Genomic DNA, 15,384 nt, shown 5'->3' with positions numbered 1-15,384 from the left:
ACCGAAAGGCTGCCGCAAGGCAGCCTTTTTTTTTAATGACCCCCTTTTAATAGCGGCTTTTCGGCGATTTAACCTCGCTTCTCATGAGTACTCTGTAGAGTAACGCCATCGTCTCTTACAGGTTCTTTCCATGAGCAAGCCAAGCAAGCGCAAGCTTCGCCACAATGCCAGCCCCCGGCAGCAGCCAATCACCCTCGAAGATTACCGCAAGTTGACGCAGCAGCAACCCAGTAACGCTTTTGCTTGGAAGAAGCTCGCGGCACTGCTGGTCGAGCAGGGCCACCTCGACGAAGCAAACTCTGCGCTCGAGTTCGCTCGCGAGCTGAATGCCGCGGACCACGAGGTGCCAGCCATCGCCGCTAAGGTCCTTCATCGGCAAGGTCAGTTCGAAGAGGCGGTCGCATCAGTGGAGAAGGCTCTGGAGCTCAAACCGGACTATGCGAGGGCACATCACTACCTGTCGTATCTACTCTACAGCCGTGATGACTTTGAAAGAGCCCTGGAGCATGTCGAGACGGCATGCCGTGCAGAGCCGGAGAACGACGAGTACCTGACCACGAAGGGCAATATCCTGATCAAGCACCATCGTCACCGGGATGCCATCAAGGCGTTTCAGACAGCCGCTCAGGTGGCCCCGAAGAAATACTACGCATGGAACAACCTAGCGAATGCCAAGAAGGATGTTGGGCTACTCGATGAGGCATTGAGTGACTATCGTCAGGCACTGAAGGTCAACCCTGAAGCAATCGTCTCCTTTTCCAACCTCATCACCACGTTGCACTATCATCCCGGCTACGGCGCTGAAGAGATCTTCACGACCTGCAAAGAGTGGAATTCGCGCTTCGCGCCGGTCAGTTCCCCAATTCGCCCCAGACCGGATGATCTGACGCCGGAGCGGCGTATCCGCATTGGCATGTTCTCCGACGGCTTTCGTGGCCATCCCGTGGGGCGAATGACGATCGCCGCGCTGGAAAAGGTGCCAGCCGAGCAGATCGAGTTCTATCTTTACAGCACCACCAACGCCGAAGACAGCATCACCCAACGCTTCAAAGCGCTCGCAAGCGAGTGGAAACCTGTCCAACATCTGCCGGACCAAGAGTTCGCCGAGCTAGTCGTCGCCGACGAGATCGACATTCTAGTCGACCTTTGCGGTCACAACGCTGGCAATCGTATGCGCGCCATGGCCAGCCAGCCTGCGCCATTGTTGGTCAAATGGGTGGGGGGACTCATCAACACCACCGGCATCGAGGCCATCGACTACCTGATATGCGATGCTGTCGAGACCCCTCCTGGCGTTGATGGGCTCTATACTGAGAAGCTGATCCGGCTGCCAAACGACTACATTTGTTATGAATTTCCGAGCTATACCCCGGAGGGGTCGCTGCCTCCCGCCCTGAAGAACGGCTATGTCACCTTGGGCTGCTTCAACAACCCCACGAAAATCAATGACACAGTCCTTCGAGAGTGGGCGGGTACCATGCATGCCCTGCCCAACTCCCGCCTGTTCCTAAAAGGGCAGCAGTTCAGCAGCGAGGAACTCTGTGATCGGGTTCGGTCCGTCATGGAACGAGAAGGCATTGAAAGTGAACGCCTACTTATCGAAGGTCCCTCGGGTCACCAGCAGCTCCTAGCAAGTTATAATCGCGTCGACATCGCCCTCGATCCCTGGCCCTACTCCGGCGGACTGACCACCTGCGAGGCGCTGATGATGGGGGTACCGGTGGTAACCCTGCCAGGCCCAACCTTTGCCGGCCGCCACAGCGCCACGCACCTGGTCAACGCCGGCATGCCCGAACTCGTCGTCACCTCCTGGGAAGAATATCGCGCCCGGGTCCTGGAACTCGCCAGCGATCTCGACAGCCTCGCCACCATCCGCAGCCACCTGCGTCAGGTCCTCCTCGAATCGCCGGTCTGCGACGCACGCCGCTTCGCCGGCCATTTCACCATGGCCATGCGTGCCATCTGGCAACGCCACTGCGCGGACAAGGCCCCCGAGGCGCTGACCTTCGACAAGCACAGCCGGGCCTGGTTCGAGGACGACGGCCAACCGCTCGACCTCGAGTTCCCACAACCCTCGCGACACGAGGAAGGCTTCCACTGGCGGCTCGAGGGCAAGATCGTTGCCATCGACAACGGCGGCCGATTGCTGGGGAGCGACACGATTGGTCAGATGCTTGCCACGGGCAGCCTCGAACTCATTGCCTTCGACCCGACCGGCGATGCCGCCGAGGACTCTCTCAAGCATCACGACGGCGTGCATTACTACCCGAACGTTACCCTCGGCGATGGCCAGCCAGCCACCCTGCATGCCTGTCTCGATCCCGCGATGAGCGGCTCTCTTGCCCCTCTGGACGACACCGACCAACCGGATACGGTATTGCAGGGTCGCAAGGTACTGACGCGCCTACCCCTTGGCACGGTGGCGCTGGACAGGATCGAGGGACTACCGAGCATCGACTGGCTGGTTCTGGATGCACGCAACGACAGCGCGACGATTCTCGACCAGGGTGAATCCGCGCTACGTGACACCCTGCTGATTCAGGCCAGGGTCGCCTTTCAGCCAACCCACGAGCGCCAGCCCAACCTGGCAGAGTTGCAGCATTGGGGGAGTCGGCATGGATTCCGGCTCTACCGCCTGCATCACCCCCGCCATCGAAGCGCGGCGGATAGTATGGCGCAGGAAACACTGCATCAGGCCACGGAGCTGGTCAGTGCGGAGGCCATCTTTCTACCGACCCGCGAACGGCTGGAGGCACTGGATGACGGCCAATTGTTGAAGCTGTCATTCATCCTGCACACAGCGTATGGCATCCGGGACCTATCGTACAAAATCCTGCAATACGTGGATGACGATACCGCCGATCGCTATCTGACGAGCTTGCGAGAAAACGCCCCAGCACCCCGTGACATGCCTAGCAGCGCCCCCAATGAGGTCACCAGGCCGCCACATCGGGAGGATACGATCAGTCATGAAATCGATCGCCTCCTATCGCAGCATTGACCGGTAGCAAATGAAAACAACGAACGCCACCATCCGCTAAAGAGATTGCCCATGATTCCGATCATCGATTCATCGACGCCAACGAATACTTCAGCCGCACCTCGCGATACACCGGCCGCGGCGGCTCCAGCCGTTTCGGATAACGGCATGGAAAGCCAATTCCTGCAGTTGCTGAGGACTGCCCGAAAACAGGACCTGAATGTCCTGGCGAAGCTGCTGATGCCGTTCATTGCCGACCATGAGTTGAAACAGCTCAGAATATGGGGCGACAAGTCGCGCGTTCATCTGGACAGGGCGACGATTTCGGTCAATGACCTGCTCGTCAACACGCGCTCGGGGCATGTCACCATCGACGAGCATTGTTTCTTCGGGCATCGGTGCATGCTTCTCACGGGGACCCATGACTACCGCAAGACGGGTATGGAAAGGCTGAAGGCCGTTCCCGACGAAGGTCGCGACATTCATGTCAAGGAAGGCGTCTGGATGGGGTCCGGGGTGACGGTGCTCGGCCCGGCGGTGATCGGCAAGAATGCCGTCGTGGCCGCCGGCAGCCTCGTCACGGGGGATGTCGCCGACAACACTATCGTCGCCGGCCGCCCGGCGAAACCGGTCAAGACGATCGATGGAGAAGCGTTGTAATGGTCACCACCAAGAACCTGACTTTCACGATCACGCACGGTCGCACCGGGACGACCTTCCTGACCGAGGCATTCAAGGTCTTCGAGGACACTCTTTCCGTCCACGAGCCGGAGCCGAACTATGCGAACCACCTCCCTCTCGTCAAGCAGGACCCACGCCATGCCATCGACTTCCTGAAGCAGAAGCTGTCGCATATCGATGGGATTCGGGAAGCCAATTATGTGGAAACCAGCAATGTCTTCGGCAAGGGTTTCTTCATCCCTTTGCTGCGAATGGGTATCACCCCCAACCTGGTCCTCCTGAACAGGAATTTCAGAAAAACCGCAACCAGCCTCTTCCAGAGAGGTAGCACCCCGATGCGGACAAAGATGGGTCAGCACTTTTCCGCCGACCCCAGCGTCCCTGACAGCTTGCCGATCTACTCGCCCGACAGTCTCAGCGATTACCAACTATGCTACTGGGGGGTCCTGGACGCCTTCGCCAGGCAGCTACAGGCCGCTGACATCTATGATGGCCAGGATTGCTCGTGCTACCGCTGGGCCGCCTCTGGCGACTTCCACGACTTTGACTTCCTGAAGAGCGTTGGAGCCACATTCGGCCTGAGCATCGGCAACGAGGATGCCGCCAAGAAGCAGCACGATGCCATCAAGGCCAAGCATCACAACCCCAACAGATCATCGAGCAAGGCGTCACTACCGGCATCACTCGACGAAGAGGAGATCGCCGTGCTGGACAGAATTGCCTACTACAGGCCCATTGTCATCGAGAAGGCCCTCAATTCCCGCTTCATGGACGGGTCAGTCAAAGCGGCCTTCGGCTTTTCCGACTGACATTCTCGAAATCTTTTTCATGTCCGGCACTCGGAGAAGTCTCGTCTGGACACCAGGGGCCATGCACGAACCGGCCGTCGGAGCCAACCGAAACACGGCAATGGACAGGGAATGTTCAGCCTCATGCCCCGGCTTGCCCTACCTGACCTTGCCGCTACCAGATATCGAGGGCACAGAGAACCACGGGCCCCGCAAGGGGCCCGGGCGCACCTCGAGCCGGGACGCTTCCACGTCCGCTCGGCCGCATCGATGACCCGACATGGCGACTCGAGGTAAAGCTTGCGCGTTATCTGCCGATAGATGCCTGAAACGACACTTTCAGCGCTCGCGAACACAGTGTCGGCCAACTCCCTGTAAACAAGGCTCGCCCATGGTACGCAGATTGTTATTCGCCAGCGCCGGCAGTGCATGGCTGCTCAGCGGCTGCTTTGCCGTCAATACCAGCCAGGCGCCGATGGCGACCACCTACCCCTACAGCGAGCAGCGGACCATGCAGGCGGCCCATCACTGGGACGTACTGGCCGAATACGAAGCGGCCGGCATGCTGCGCAGCCGCGCCTTGCGCGGCAAATCGCTGTTCATCAACGCCACCGGCGAAAACTCCACCTTCGCCAGGAGTTTCCAGGACCTGCTGACCAGCCAACTGGTAGCCAATGGCGCCCTGGTTCGCACCGACCCGATCAATGCCGCCCAGGTGAATTACCGGGTACGGCTCGTCGAGCACACGGACCGCGACGTCGTCCGCGCGCCGCAGGGCATGTGGACGGCGCTGGCCTCGGGCATCGCCGTGGCGACGATGCCCATCAATCACTGGGGCGAGCCGACACTCGCGCTGATCCCCGGCGCGGCGCTGGTGGACCTGTTCAGCGGCAGCTGGGAACGCCTCAGCAATCAGGAGATCGTGATCACCACCCAGGTCACCGAAGACGGTCGCATCCTGTATTCCTCGTCGCACATCTACTACATCAACGGTGGCGATGCAGGGCAGTATGCCGCTTCCAAGCCACTGCCCGTCACCGATAGCTGGTAAGGACACCGTTCATGTCGCCACTCAGATCCCTCTTGCTGCTTGCTGCCTTATCGATCATGCCGCTGGTCAGCGGCTGCGCGACCTCATCGGATGGTCAGGTCGTCAATGGTGGCGATGACATCGATGTCCCTCGCCTGGTCCAGCACGCCGTCGATGACCTGCTCGCCAACACCCATGGGCTGGACCCGAGCCAGCCGGTGGTGGCGGCCTCCTTCGTCGATATCGACGACCTGCGCGTGTCGTCGACTTTCGGCCGCATCCTCTCGGAAACGTTCGCCTCGTACCTGGCGCGCGCCGGATTGCCGATGATCGAGGTCAAGATGCGCGACAGCCTGTTCATCGAGGAGCGCCGAGGCGAACTGGTGCTGTCGCGGGACATTCGCCGCCTCTCGGTCTCGCACGATGCCCAGGCGATTCTGGTGGGAACCTATGCTCGCGGTCAGAGTATGGCCTACGTCAACGTGCGCCTGGTGCGCACCCGCGACAATGCCATCCTCGGCGCTTCCAGCCTGCAGATTCCGCTGGACTACAATACACGGGCCATGTTTCCGGCTCAGTGGTAGCGCACGCCGCCACTCGCCTCAAGTTGTCGAGCCAGGGGCCGATAACGAAGACAGGTCAGGCGGACGGTCCGCCCCGTTTTTTTGTCGAAGGATTGCCGACGCCATGCTTTGCGCGATGAAGGACAGCAGAGACAGCCCTCGATAAAGGAAAACAATCACCACGTGATGGTCCCCGTTCACCTGCATGAGGCCTTGCCAATGAGCACTCCGCTAGCCGATTCGACGACCGCCGCTGCCGCTTCCTCGGCGTCGCCCTCCGTTTCGACGACGCCGCAGCAGCGGCTCGAGCGCGTGCTGGCGCATCTGGCACCGCAGGAAGACGAGACCACCGAGGAAAGCAACCAGACCAGCGCCGCCACCCAGAGCGACCTGGCCGAGCCGGTGCAACGCATCAATGCCGTGATGCGTAACTATGGGGTCGAGTTCGAAATTCAGGAGTACGACAGCCGCGTGATAACGCGCATCGTCGACCGGGAGAGCGGCGACACGATTCGCCAGATCCCCAGCGAGGAAGTGCTGCGGATCGCCAGGAGCCTGGCGGAAATGCAGGGCCGCCTGATCCATCTGGAAGCCTGACACCGGCAATGACACCCCCGACGTTACACGACAGCGGCAGCACGTTCGACGCCTGGGCACGACACCCCCGGCGACGTGCAGCGCTCGAGGCGACCAGACTGCTCGACACGGCGAGCGAAGAACGTTTCGACAGCCTGACGCGGCTGGCCTGCCGGGTCTTCGACGTACCGGTTGCCTTGATCACCCTGCTGGATGGTCAGCGCCTGTGGTTCAAGTCCGCCTGCGGCACGCCGCTGCGCGAGATCGCGGCCAAGGGCTCGTTCTGCGCCCACACCCTGGCAAGGGAATCGCTGGTGGTCATCGAGGATGCCAGCCAGGACCCGCGTTTCGCCGACAGCCCGTCGGTCAGCGACACGCCCTTTCTCCGTTTCTATGCCGGAGCGCCCATCCAGGGCCCCGACGAGATGATACTCGGGACCTTCTGCCTTCTCGACGAGCGGCCTCGCACGCTGAGTGACTGCGAACGCGAGACCCTAGAGGGTCTGGCGCGGCTGACGAGCCTCGAGATCACGCGTGGCGTCGAAACCGCTGCCTCGCACGCCATCGGCGAGGGTCACCAGCGCTATATCACTCGCCCGCCATTCGTTCCGGAACTGCTTCGTCACAGCGAGCGTCGCCATGTCGCCGGCGATACCCCGCGTGTGGTGCTTTCCGAGTTGCTGGATGAACTGCTCGACCATGTGCAGGGGGAGTACGGCCTGGTCGGCAGTCTCGAACCCGGCGACGAGGGCCGCGGCACGCTGAAGATACTCGGCTTGTCCAGCGTGGAGACCTCGCCCGCCATCCAGGAGTTCTTTCTGCAAAGCGGCCGACGGTTGTGCCTGGAACGCCTCGACACGGTGAGCCGCGGCCGACTCAGTCGTCGTGCCGTGCAGTTCCTCGACGAGGCGGACCTCACCGCGCTGAACCAGGCCAAGTTGCCGCCCGGCCACCCCCGGCTGGACAACGTCCTGATCGTGCCCTTCCTGCGCAATGATCGGCGCAACGGCCTCTTGCTCATCGCCAATCTGGCGTCATTGCCCGAGGCAAGCCTGATCGACGAGCTCACCCCGTTGCAGGTACTGGGCGGACGCCTCGTCCGCGCCCATCAGGATGCCCAGCAACGTGCCTCGCTACAGGCCAGACTCGAGGAATTTCGTGCCACCCTGGATGCCACCCTCGATCTGATCCTGATCGTCGACGAGCAGACGCGCCGGTTGAGTTATTGCAACCAGGGCGCCCTGGCCCAGCTCGGCTACCCCGAGACCGAGCTTCTGGCCCTGCCGGCCAGCACGCTGAACGAGGCGTTCGATGTCGATTCGATGAACAACCGCCTGGCCTCGCTGGCCGGCGACGTCACGTCCCTGCGCCTCGACACCACCCTGCGCTGCCGCGATGGCAGCGGTCTGCCGGTGCAGGCCGTGGTACAGCGCATCAACCACCACGCCACCGGTCGCACCCACTACATCATCGTCGCTCGCGATCTTCGCGAGACCCTCAAGGCCCAGCGCGAGATCGACTGGATCACCCATCACGACGCGCTCACCCACCAGCTCAACCGCTCCGGCTTTCTGCGCGCCGTCGAGCAGCGCGCCGCGGCTGCCGACGATACCCAGCGGCTGCACATGGTGGTCATTTTCGGGATCGACCGCTTTCGGCGCATCAACGACGCCCATGGCACCCAGCAGGGCGACGCCATCCTGAAAGAGTTGGCGCAACAACTGAATCAACTGCTCCACAAGTATCCGCAGGCACTGCTTGGACGCCTGGGCAGCGACGAGTTCGCCGTCAGCCTGCGGGTCAACAATACCCGCAAGGCCCTCGAACTCGCCGATCGCTGGCGGCAGGCCGTCGAGAATCATCGTTTCAACGCTATCGATGGCTTGCAGTTGACGGTCAGCGCCGGTGTCGCCACCGACTGGCAGGACGAAATCCCGGCCGAGGAATTGCTGCGGCGCGCCAACGCGGCGCTGGTGCGTGCCAAGCGCAGCGGGCGCAACCGCTTTCGACAATACCTCACCGGCATGCTCGATGAAGCCAGCCGCGACGATGTCATCGAGCGGCGACTGGCCGGCGCTTTCAAGCGCGGGGACTTTCTGCTCAACTTCCAGCCGCAATGGAACCTGGACGATCTGTCATTCCCGTGCGGCGCGGAAGTGCTGCTGCGCTGGCACGATGCCGATCTCGGGGTGGTGGGCCCCGACGTCTTCATTCCCATACTCGAGGACAGCGGCCTGATGGTCGAGGTGGGTCGCTGGATCGTCGAACGCAGCCTGGACACCGTGGCGGCGGCACGCGAGCGACTGGCCGACGGCTTCTTCGTGAGTATCAACGTCAGTGCCGTGCAGCTGATGGACGACCGAAACTTCGCCGACTTCGTCGCCGAAGCCCTGCGGGTACGGCGACTGCCGGCCTCGGTACTCGAACTCGAAGTCACCGAAACCGCCCTGATCCAGTCCCCGCTGCGCGTGGAACAGCAACTCGATGCCCTGCACCAGCAGTCGATCGCCATCGCTCTCGACGATTTCGGCACCGGTTTCTCGTCGCTGTCGCACCTCAAGCAGTTCCCGTTCGACACGGTGAAGATCGACAAGTCCTTCATTGCCGGCCTGCCAAGTTCCACCGAGGACCGGGCCATCGTCGAATCGCTGCTGACGCTGTGCCGGGGCTTCGGCCGTCGCGTCTGCGCCGAGGGCATCGAGACACCGGCCCAGCTCGACTTCCTGCGTCGCCTGCAATGCACGCGGGCCCAGGGCTACCTGCTGGGTCGCCCGGGGCCCGAACTGGTCATCGAATCGCCGTTTCAATGAGACCTCGCGTTACCGCGGGGTCCTGATCGAGAAGAAACCGAGACCGACTTCCCGCGCCATCGATCGATTGGCGGGAAAGTCTTTGCCGACGGCGGGGCGCGTAGAGGCAATCCATCCGCTTCCGTGGGAGGGGATTCATTACCGACGACGGTGAGCCTGATGGCATGAAGATCGTTTTATCGCGAACAAGTTCGCTCCCACCTGTCCCCTCCGATGCCGTATGCCACGTTGGCGAGAGGAATGCATTCCCGACGGCGGTGGCCTGATGGCATGCAGGTCGTTTCATGACCCATGAGTTCGCTTCCAGGCCACACCAGCCGCCGGCGACTTACACCTGCATGTTCATGATGTCCTTGTAGGCGGTCACCAGGCGATTGCGCACCTGCACGCCCATCTGAAAGCCGATGCTGGACTTCTGCATGTCGACCATCACGTCGTTCAAGGCGACACCCGGCTCGCCGGCCTCGAAGGCCTTGATACCGGCGTCGGCTTTCTTCTGCAGGCGATTGATGCGCTCGACCGAGGATTGCAGGGCATCGGCGAAGCCGCCCTGCCCCACGCTGGTGGCCACCTGCTGCCCTCGGGCCTCCTGCGCGGCGCCGGCCTGCGTGGCCAGGCTCTGCATCTGTTGGAGTGCCGCCTGCATGGCAGGAGTGCTACTCATGGCAATTCCTCTCGCATAAGGATTGGGTGATGGCAAGCCTACCAAGCGCCGAGCCAGGGCCATGGCACCAAATGACGCGCAAAAATCGGGCTTTTCTCGCCTTTAGGCTGACAGCGGCTCCGGATAATGGCCCCCATCACACGACCGTCCTCGCGGCCGGGGTTTTCGACCTTGAATGCCCCCGACAACGACATTACCCGCCCCGCTGGACGCGCCCTCGAAATGGATGCTGGAGCCGGACATAACCATGCGACTTGCAGCGCCCCGGATCGCCCGGGCCACTACTGACGACATCGCCCTGCCGGGCCTCACCTTCCCGAGGAGGCGCGCATGAGCGACGCCGCTTCGTCGCAGCCGAACGCCAACCGCGCGGCCACTGGCAACACTACCGGCATGTCCGCACAGGGCCTGCTTGCCCAGTTGCGCGGCAATCCCCGGATCCCCCTGATCATCGCTGCCGCCGCGGCGATCGCGATCATTGCCGCGTTGCTGCTGTGGGCGCGCAGCCCCGAGTATCGCGTGCTCTACAGCAACCTCACCAACGCCGATGGCGGGCGCATCATCAGCGAACTCGACAAGCGCGGTATCCCCTATCAGTTCAGCGAGGGCGGCGGCGCATTGCTGGTCCCCGCCGACCAGGTGCACCCGCTGCGCCTGCAGCTCGCCGAACAGGGCCTGCCCAAGGGCGGCGATGTCGGCTTCGAGTTGATGGACAACCAGGCTTTCGGCATCAGCCAGTTCGCCGAGCACGTCAATTACCAGCGTTCGCTCGAGGGGGAGCTCTCCCAGTCGATCAAGGCCCTGGGACCGGTCGCCGCGGCGCGGGTTCATCTCTCGCTGGCCAAGCCCTCGGTCTTCGTCCGCGAGAGCCAGCCCGCCAAGGCCTCGGTGATCCTGACGCTCGAGCCCGGCCGTGCCCTTGGCGACGGTCAGGTCAATGCCATCGTTCACATGGTCTCGAGCAGTGTCTCGGATCTGGCGCCGGACAACGTCACCGTGGTCGACCAGAACGGTCGCCTGCTGTCGCGCAGCGATGGCGGCACCACGGGCCTCGACGGCACCCAACTGGATTACATCCAGGAAGTCGAGAACACCTATCAGCAACGCATCGAGCGCATCCTGGCGCCGATCCTGGGGGCCAATAACGTGCGCGCCCAGGTCGCGGCACAGATCGACTTCTCGAAGCGCGAACAGACCGCCGAGCGCTACCAGCCCAACCAGCCGCCCAACCAGGCCGCCGTGCGCAGCCGTCAGTTGAACCAGACTTACACCGGTGGCGATGAACTGGCCAACGGGGTTCCCGGCGCCCTGTCCAACACCCCGCCGGGCGCGGCCGCCTCGCCGATCGACAACGGCCAGGCCAACGACGCCCAGGGGGATGGCAACAACGCCCAGGATCAGGCCAACGCCGCCAACGGGCAGAATGGGGCCAATACCCAGGCCGGCAACGACACGCCGCCCAGCCGCCTGCAGAGCAACGACACCATCAACTACGAGGTGGATCGTCAGGTCGAGCACGTGCAGTTCGAGCGCGGCGACGTCCAGCGATTGTCGGTGGCGGTGGTCGTCGACTACCGGGATGGCGTGAACGACGCCGGTGAGCCGGTCAAGAAGCCACTCAGCGACGAGGAGATGGCCAGCATCAAGCGCCTCGTTCGTCAGGCGATGGGCTTCTCGGAAAACCGCGGCGATGCCGTCGAGGTGGTCAACTCGCCGTTCGCCGAGCGCGATGACAGCGTTCCGGAAGTGCCATGGTGGAAGTCGCCCGAGGTGATCCAGTTGGCGCTGACGCTGGGTCGCTATCTGCTGGTCGCACTGGCCGCCCTGTTCCTGTGGTTCATGGTGCTGCGCCCGCTGATCAAGCGTAATAGCCTGCCCTCCGCCGCGGAACCGGCCTTGCGTGGCCCGACGGCGGGCCAGGCCGGCGTGGCCGCCATCGAGGGCGATGGCGAGGAGTCGGCGGAAGACACCCCCGAGGCGCCGCCGCAGCGCCGCCGCCGCCGCTCGACGGCCTATGAGCAGAACCTCAAGGATGCCCGCGAGATGGCCCAGGAAGACCCGCGCCTGGTGGCCATGATCGTCAGAAGCTGGATGAGCGAACAATGAGCGAAATGAGCGGCGCCCGCCGCGGCGCGATCCTGCTGCTCTCTCTCGACGAGGACAGTGCAGCCGAAGTCTTCAAGTACCTCTCGCCCAAGGAGGTACAGGAGATCAGCATGGAGATGGCCGGTCTCGACCAGGTCTCCCACGAGGACATGAGCAAGGTGCTGGCCGAGTTCCACGACGAGGCCGAGCAGTTCACCGCCATCAACCTGCACTCGAGCGACCACATCCGCTCGGTGCTGACCAAGGCGCTGGGCAGCGAGCGGGCGTCGAGCCTGATCGAGGACATCCTCGAGAGCACCAGCACCAGCTCGGGCATCGACTCGCTGAACCTGATGGAACCCTCGATGGTCTCCGAGCTGATCCGCGACGAGCACCCGCAGATCATCGCCACCATCCTGGTCCATCTCGAGCGTCACCAGGCGGCCGACATCCTGCAACTGTTCGACGACAAGCTGCGCAACGACGTGGTGCTGCGCATCGCCACCTTCAGCGGCGTCCAGCCGGCGGCGCTGCAGGAGCTCACCGAGGTCCTCGGCGGCATGCTCGACGGTCAGAATCTCAAGCGCAGCAAGATGGGCGGCGTGAGGACCGCGGCCGAGATCCTCAACCTGATGAACTCCTCGCAGGAAGAGGTGGTCATCGAGAACGTCCGCGCGCACAGCGAGGATCTCGCCCAGAAGATCATCGACGAGATGTTCCTGTTCGAGAACCTGCTCGACATCGACGATCGCGGCATCCAGCTGATCCTCAAGGAGGTCGAGACCAACTCGCTGGTGGTCGCGCTCAAGGGCGCGCCGGACGCGCTGCTCGAGAAGTTCATGGCCAACATGTCGCAGCGCGCCGCACAGATGCTCCAGGAGGATCTCGAGGCGCGCGGCCCGATCCGGGTCTCGCAGGTCGAAGCCGAGCAGAAGGCGATCCTGCAGGTCGTGCGGCGTCTGGCCGACAGCGGCGAGATAGTCCTCGGCGGCGGAGACGACAGCTATGTCTGATCGTCTCGTTCAGCCCGAGCACGACGACGGGGCCTGGGAACGCTGGCAGATGGACGAATTGCGCAGCGCCGGCGGCGGCAACGGCGCGCGGCACGAGCAGGAACGTCGCGAGGCGATCCGGCGCCGCGCCCGGGAGCATCAGGCCCAGCTCGACGCCATGCGCGAACAGGCCCGCCAGGAAGCCTGGCGCCAGGGGCACGAGGAAGGCTTCGCCCAGGGTCGCGAGGAAGGCTACAAGAAGGGGCTGCAGGAAGGCTTCGAGGCCGGCGAGGCGCAGATGCGCCAGGAAACCGAGACCACGCTGCGCCCACTGCTGCCGCTCGCCGAACAGTTCGACGCCGCCCTGGCCACGCTCGACGAGGAAGTCGCCGAGCGGCTGGTCGACCTGGCCCTGGCCACCGGCCGCCGGCTTGCCGGCGAGGCGCTCGAGGCCCGCCCGGAGGAGATCCTCGACATCGTCCGCGAACTGCTGCATGTCGAGCCGGCCCTTTCGGGGCGTCCGCGATTATGGCTGCACCCCGCCGACCTGACCCTGGTCAAGGCCCATCTGGGCCATGAATTCGAGGCCGCCGGCTGGCAACTGCAACCCGACGACACCATCAGCCGGGGCGGCTGCCGCGCGACCAGTGCCAGCGGCGATCTCGATGCCACGCTGGAAACGCGCTGGGCCTCGATCGTCGCCCAGGTTCGTCGCCGCAACACTCCCGATACGCCACCGGAGGACAGCGAATGACCTCGGCGGACGCCCTTTCCAACCGCCACCAGCGGCACTGGCAGGAGGCGCTCGGCGGGGTGCGCCAGCGTGTCGCCTCGTTGCCGGGCTACCGGGCCAGCGGCCGCATCGTGCGTGCCACCGGGCTGGTGCTCGAGGCCGTGGGGCTGCGCATACCGCTGGGCAGCGCCTGTCGCATCGAGGTTTCCCCCCAGGGCAGCGGGATCGACGCCGCGCAGTCGCCGCGCTACGCCGAGGCCGAAGTCGTGGGTTTCTCCGGCGAGAAACTCTTCCTGATGCCGCTGGAAGAGGTCAGCGGCCTGTTGCCGGGCGCCCGGGTCTTTCCCCTCGGCGAGGGTCGCGACGCCAACAGCAGTGCGCGCCGCTTCCCGCTGGGCGACAGCCTGCTGGGGCGCGTGGTCGACGGCAACGGGCGGCCACTGGACGGCAAGGATGGGCTGCTCGACGTCCCCCATGCACCGCTGGCCACACCGCCGTTCAATCCACTGTCGCGGGCCCCGATCGAGGAGCAGATCGACGTCGGCATTCGGGCCATCAATGGTCTGTTGAGCGTGGGCCGCGGGCAGCGCATGGGGCTGTTCGCCGGATCGGGCGTGGGCAAGTCGGTACTGCTGGGCATGATGGCCCGCTATACCCGGGCCGACGTGATCGTGGTGGGCCTGATCGGCGAGCGTGGACGCGAGGTCCAGGACTTCATCGACAACATCCTCGGCGAGGAGGGCCGGCGTCGCGCGGTGGTGGTCGCCGCCCCCGCCGATACCTCGCCGCTGCAGCGCCTGCAGGGCGCCGCCTACGCCACCCGGCTGGCCGAGGACTTTCGCGACGCGGGACGCAACGTGCTGCTGATCATGGACTCGCTGACCCGCTACGCCATGGCCCAGCGCGAGATCGCCCTGGCGATCGGCGAACCGCCGGCGACCAAGGGCTACCCGCCCTCGGTGTTCGCCAAGCTGCCCGGCCTGGTCGAACGTGCCGGCAACGGCCCCCGGGGCGGCGGCTCGATCACCGCCTTCTATACCGTGCTCACCGAAGGCGACGACCAGCAGGACCCGATCGCCGACTCGGCACGGGCAATCCTCGACGGCCATATCGTGCTCTCGCGGGCCCTGGCCGAAAGCGGTCACTACCCGGCGATCGACATCGAGGCCTCGATCAGCCGTGCGATGACCGCGATCGTCGACGGCGACCAGTGGCGTCAGGCCCAGCGCTTCAAGCAGTTGGTCTCGCGCTACCAGCGAAATCGCGACCTGATCAGCGTGGGTGCCTACACCCCGGGGCACGACCCTCAGCTCGACCAGGCGGTCTCGATGTTCCCGTCACTGGAGCAATTCCTCCAGCAGCGGATCGACGAACGCGCGAATATCGACGAAACACGGCGGGTATTGAACACATTGGTGTCGCCCTGAATCCGTTAGGCTTTGCGCACAATGGCTGAATCCGACCGTCCGGTCGACATGAGGT

Annotated in this window: 12 protein-coding genes; 11 read left to right on the top strand and 1 reads right to left on the bottom strand. The window is 63.9% G+C overall.

What is annotated here, in order from left to right; genetic code table 11:
* Positions 1-130 precede the first annotated feature (130 nt).
* From KGR00_RS06330 to KGR00_RS06300, 7 genes are all read left to right on the top strand, one after another.
* Positions 131-3,001: a tetratricopeptide repeat protein gene (locus KGR00_RS06330; RefSeq protein ID WP_224417267.1), complete on the top strand. Its 2,871-nt coding sequence runs from the start codon at positions 131-133 to the stop codon at positions 2,999-3,001.
* A 51-nt stretch (positions 3,002-3,052) separates the two neighbouring features.
* The gene (locus KGR00_RS06325; RefSeq protein WP_224417268.1) at positions 3,053-3,640 is read left to right on the top strand and encodes an acyltransferase; all 588 of its coding nucleotides are present in this window, start codon (positions 3,053-3,055) and stop codon (positions 3,638-3,640) included.
* Positions 3,640-4,470: a hypothetical protein gene (locus tag KGR00_RS06320; protein WP_224417269.1), complete on the top strand. Its 831-nt coding sequence runs from the start codon at positions 3,640-3,642 to the stop codon at positions 4,468-4,470. Before KGR00_RS06325 ends, KGR00_RS06320 begins: the two co-directional genes overlap by 1 nt.
* 370 nt (positions 4,471-4,840) lie before the next feature.
* On the top strand, positions 4,841-5,500 hold the full coding sequence (locus KGR00_RS06315; RefSeq protein ID WP_129138464.1) for a hypothetical protein: 660 nt from the start codon (positions 4,841-4,843) through the stop codon (positions 5,498-5,500).
* Between the two features lie 11 nt (positions 5,501-5,511).
* Positions 5,512-6,063: a FlgO family outer membrane protein gene (locus KGR00_RS06310; RefSeq protein WP_224417270.1), complete on the top strand. Its 552-nt coding sequence runs from the start codon at positions 5,512-5,514 to the stop codon at positions 6,061-6,063.
* Between the two features lie 198 nt (positions 6,064-6,261).
* The gene (locus tag KGR00_RS06305; RefSeq protein ID WP_224417271.1) at positions 6,262-6,639 is read left to right on the top strand and encodes a flagellar protein FlaG; all 378 of its coding nucleotides are present in this window, start codon (positions 6,262-6,264) and stop codon (positions 6,637-6,639) included.
* An 8-nt stretch (positions 6,640-6,647) separates the two neighbouring features.
* On the top strand, positions 6,648-9,428 hold the full coding sequence (locus tag KGR00_RS06300) for an EAL domain-containing protein (RefSeq protein ID WP_224417272.1): 2,781 nt from the start codon (positions 6,648-6,650) through the stop codon (positions 9,426-9,428).
* Positions 9,429-9,756: 328 nt separating this feature from the next.
* On the opposite strand, the gene fliE is transcribed toward KGR00_RS06300, so the two are convergent.
* Positions 9,757-10,092, bottom strand: a complete 336-nt coding sequence (gene fliE / locus KGR00_RS06295; protein WP_129138468.1) for a flagellar hook-basal body complex protein FliE — start codon at positions 10,090-10,092, stop codon at positions 9,757-9,759.
* 330 nt (positions 10,093-10,422) lie between these two features.
* On the opposite strand from fliE, the gene fliF reads away from it, so the two are divergent.
* From fliF to fliI, 4 genes are read left to right on the top strand one after another with little or no spacing between them, the layout of a single operon-like run.
* Positions 10,423-12,198: a flagellar basal-body MS-ring/collar protein FliF gene (fliF, locus tag KGR00_RS06290; RefSeq protein ID WP_224417273.1), complete on the top strand. Its 1,776-nt coding sequence runs from the start codon at positions 10,423-10,425 to the stop codon at positions 12,196-12,198.
* The gene (fliG, locus tag KGR00_RS06285; protein ID WP_129138470.1) at positions 12,195-13,190 is read left to right on the top strand and encodes a flagellar motor switch protein FliG; all 996 of its coding nucleotides are present in this window, start codon (positions 12,195-12,197) and stop codon (positions 13,188-13,190) included. The genes fliF and fliG overlap by 4 nt, the downstream gene beginning before the upstream one ends.
* Positions 13,183-13,923, top strand: a complete 741-nt coding sequence (gene fliH / locus KGR00_RS06280; protein WP_129138471.1) for a flagellar assembly protein FliH — start codon at positions 13,183-13,185, stop codon at positions 13,921-13,923. The genes fliG and fliH overlap by 8 nt, the downstream gene beginning before the upstream one ends.
* Entirely contained in the window at positions 13,920-15,329 is a 1,410-nt protein-coding gene (gene fliI / locus KGR00_RS06275) for a flagellar protein export ATPase FliI (RefSeq protein WP_224417274.1), read from the top strand. Before fliH ends, fliI begins: the two co-directional genes overlap by 4 nt.
* The last annotated feature ends 55 nt before the right edge of the window (positions 15,330-15,384 follow it).

Source organism: Modicisalibacter sp. MOD 31.J (assembly GCF_020147985.1).
In the GTDB taxonomy this organism is placed as follows: domain Bacteria; phylum Pseudomonadota; class Gammaproteobacteria; order Pseudomonadales; family Halomonadaceae; genus Modicisalibacter; species Modicisalibacter coralii.
The sequence above is the reverse complement of the archived record's forward strand: the minus strand, read 5'-3'. Positions and strand labels throughout refer to the sequence as shown.

Coding starts and splice junctions, on each gene's coding strand:
- KGR00_RS06330 (WP_224417267.1), top strand. CDS start 131: ATGAGCAAGCCAAGCAAGCGCAAGCTTCGCCACAATGCCAGCCCCCGG.
- KGR00_RS06325 (WP_224417268.1), top strand. CDS start 3,053: ATGATTCCGATCATCGATTCATCGACGCCAACGAATACTTCAGCCGCA.
- KGR00_RS06320 (WP_224417269.1), top strand. CDS start 3,640: ATGGTCACCACCAAGAACCTGACTTTCACGATCACGCACGGTCGCACC.
- KGR00_RS06315 (WP_129138464.1), top strand. CDS start 4,841: ATGGTACGCAGATTGTTATTCGCCAGCGCCGGCAGTGCATGGCTGCTC.
- KGR00_RS06310 (WP_224417270.1), top strand. CDS start 5,512: ATGTCGCCACTCAGATCCCTCTTGCTGCTTGCTGCCTTATCGATCATG.
- KGR00_RS06305 (WP_224417271.1), top strand. CDS start 6,262: ATGAGCACTCCGCTAGCCGATTCGACGACCGCCGCTGCCGCTTCCTCG.
- KGR00_RS06300 (WP_224417272.1), top strand. CDS start 6,648: ATGACACCCCCGACGTTACACGACAGCGGCAGCACGTTCGACGCCTGG.
- fliE (WP_129138468.1), bottom strand. CDS start 10,092: ATGAGTAGCACTCCTGCCATGCAGGCGGCACTCCAACAGATGCAGAGC.
- fliF (WP_224417273.1), top strand. CDS start 10,423: ATGAGCGACGCCGCTTCGTCGCAGCCGAACGCCAACCGCGCGGCCACT.
- fliG (WP_129138470.1), top strand. CDS start 12,195: ATGAGCGAAATGAGCGGCGCCCGCCGCGGCGCGATCCTGCTGCTCTCT.
- fliH (WP_129138471.1), top strand. CDS start 13,183: ATGTCTGATCGTCTCGTTCAGCCCGAGCACGACGACGGGGCCTGGGAA.
- fliI (WP_224417274.1), top strand. CDS start 13,920: ATGACCTCGGCGGACGCCCTTTCCAACCGCCACCAGCGGCACTGGCAG.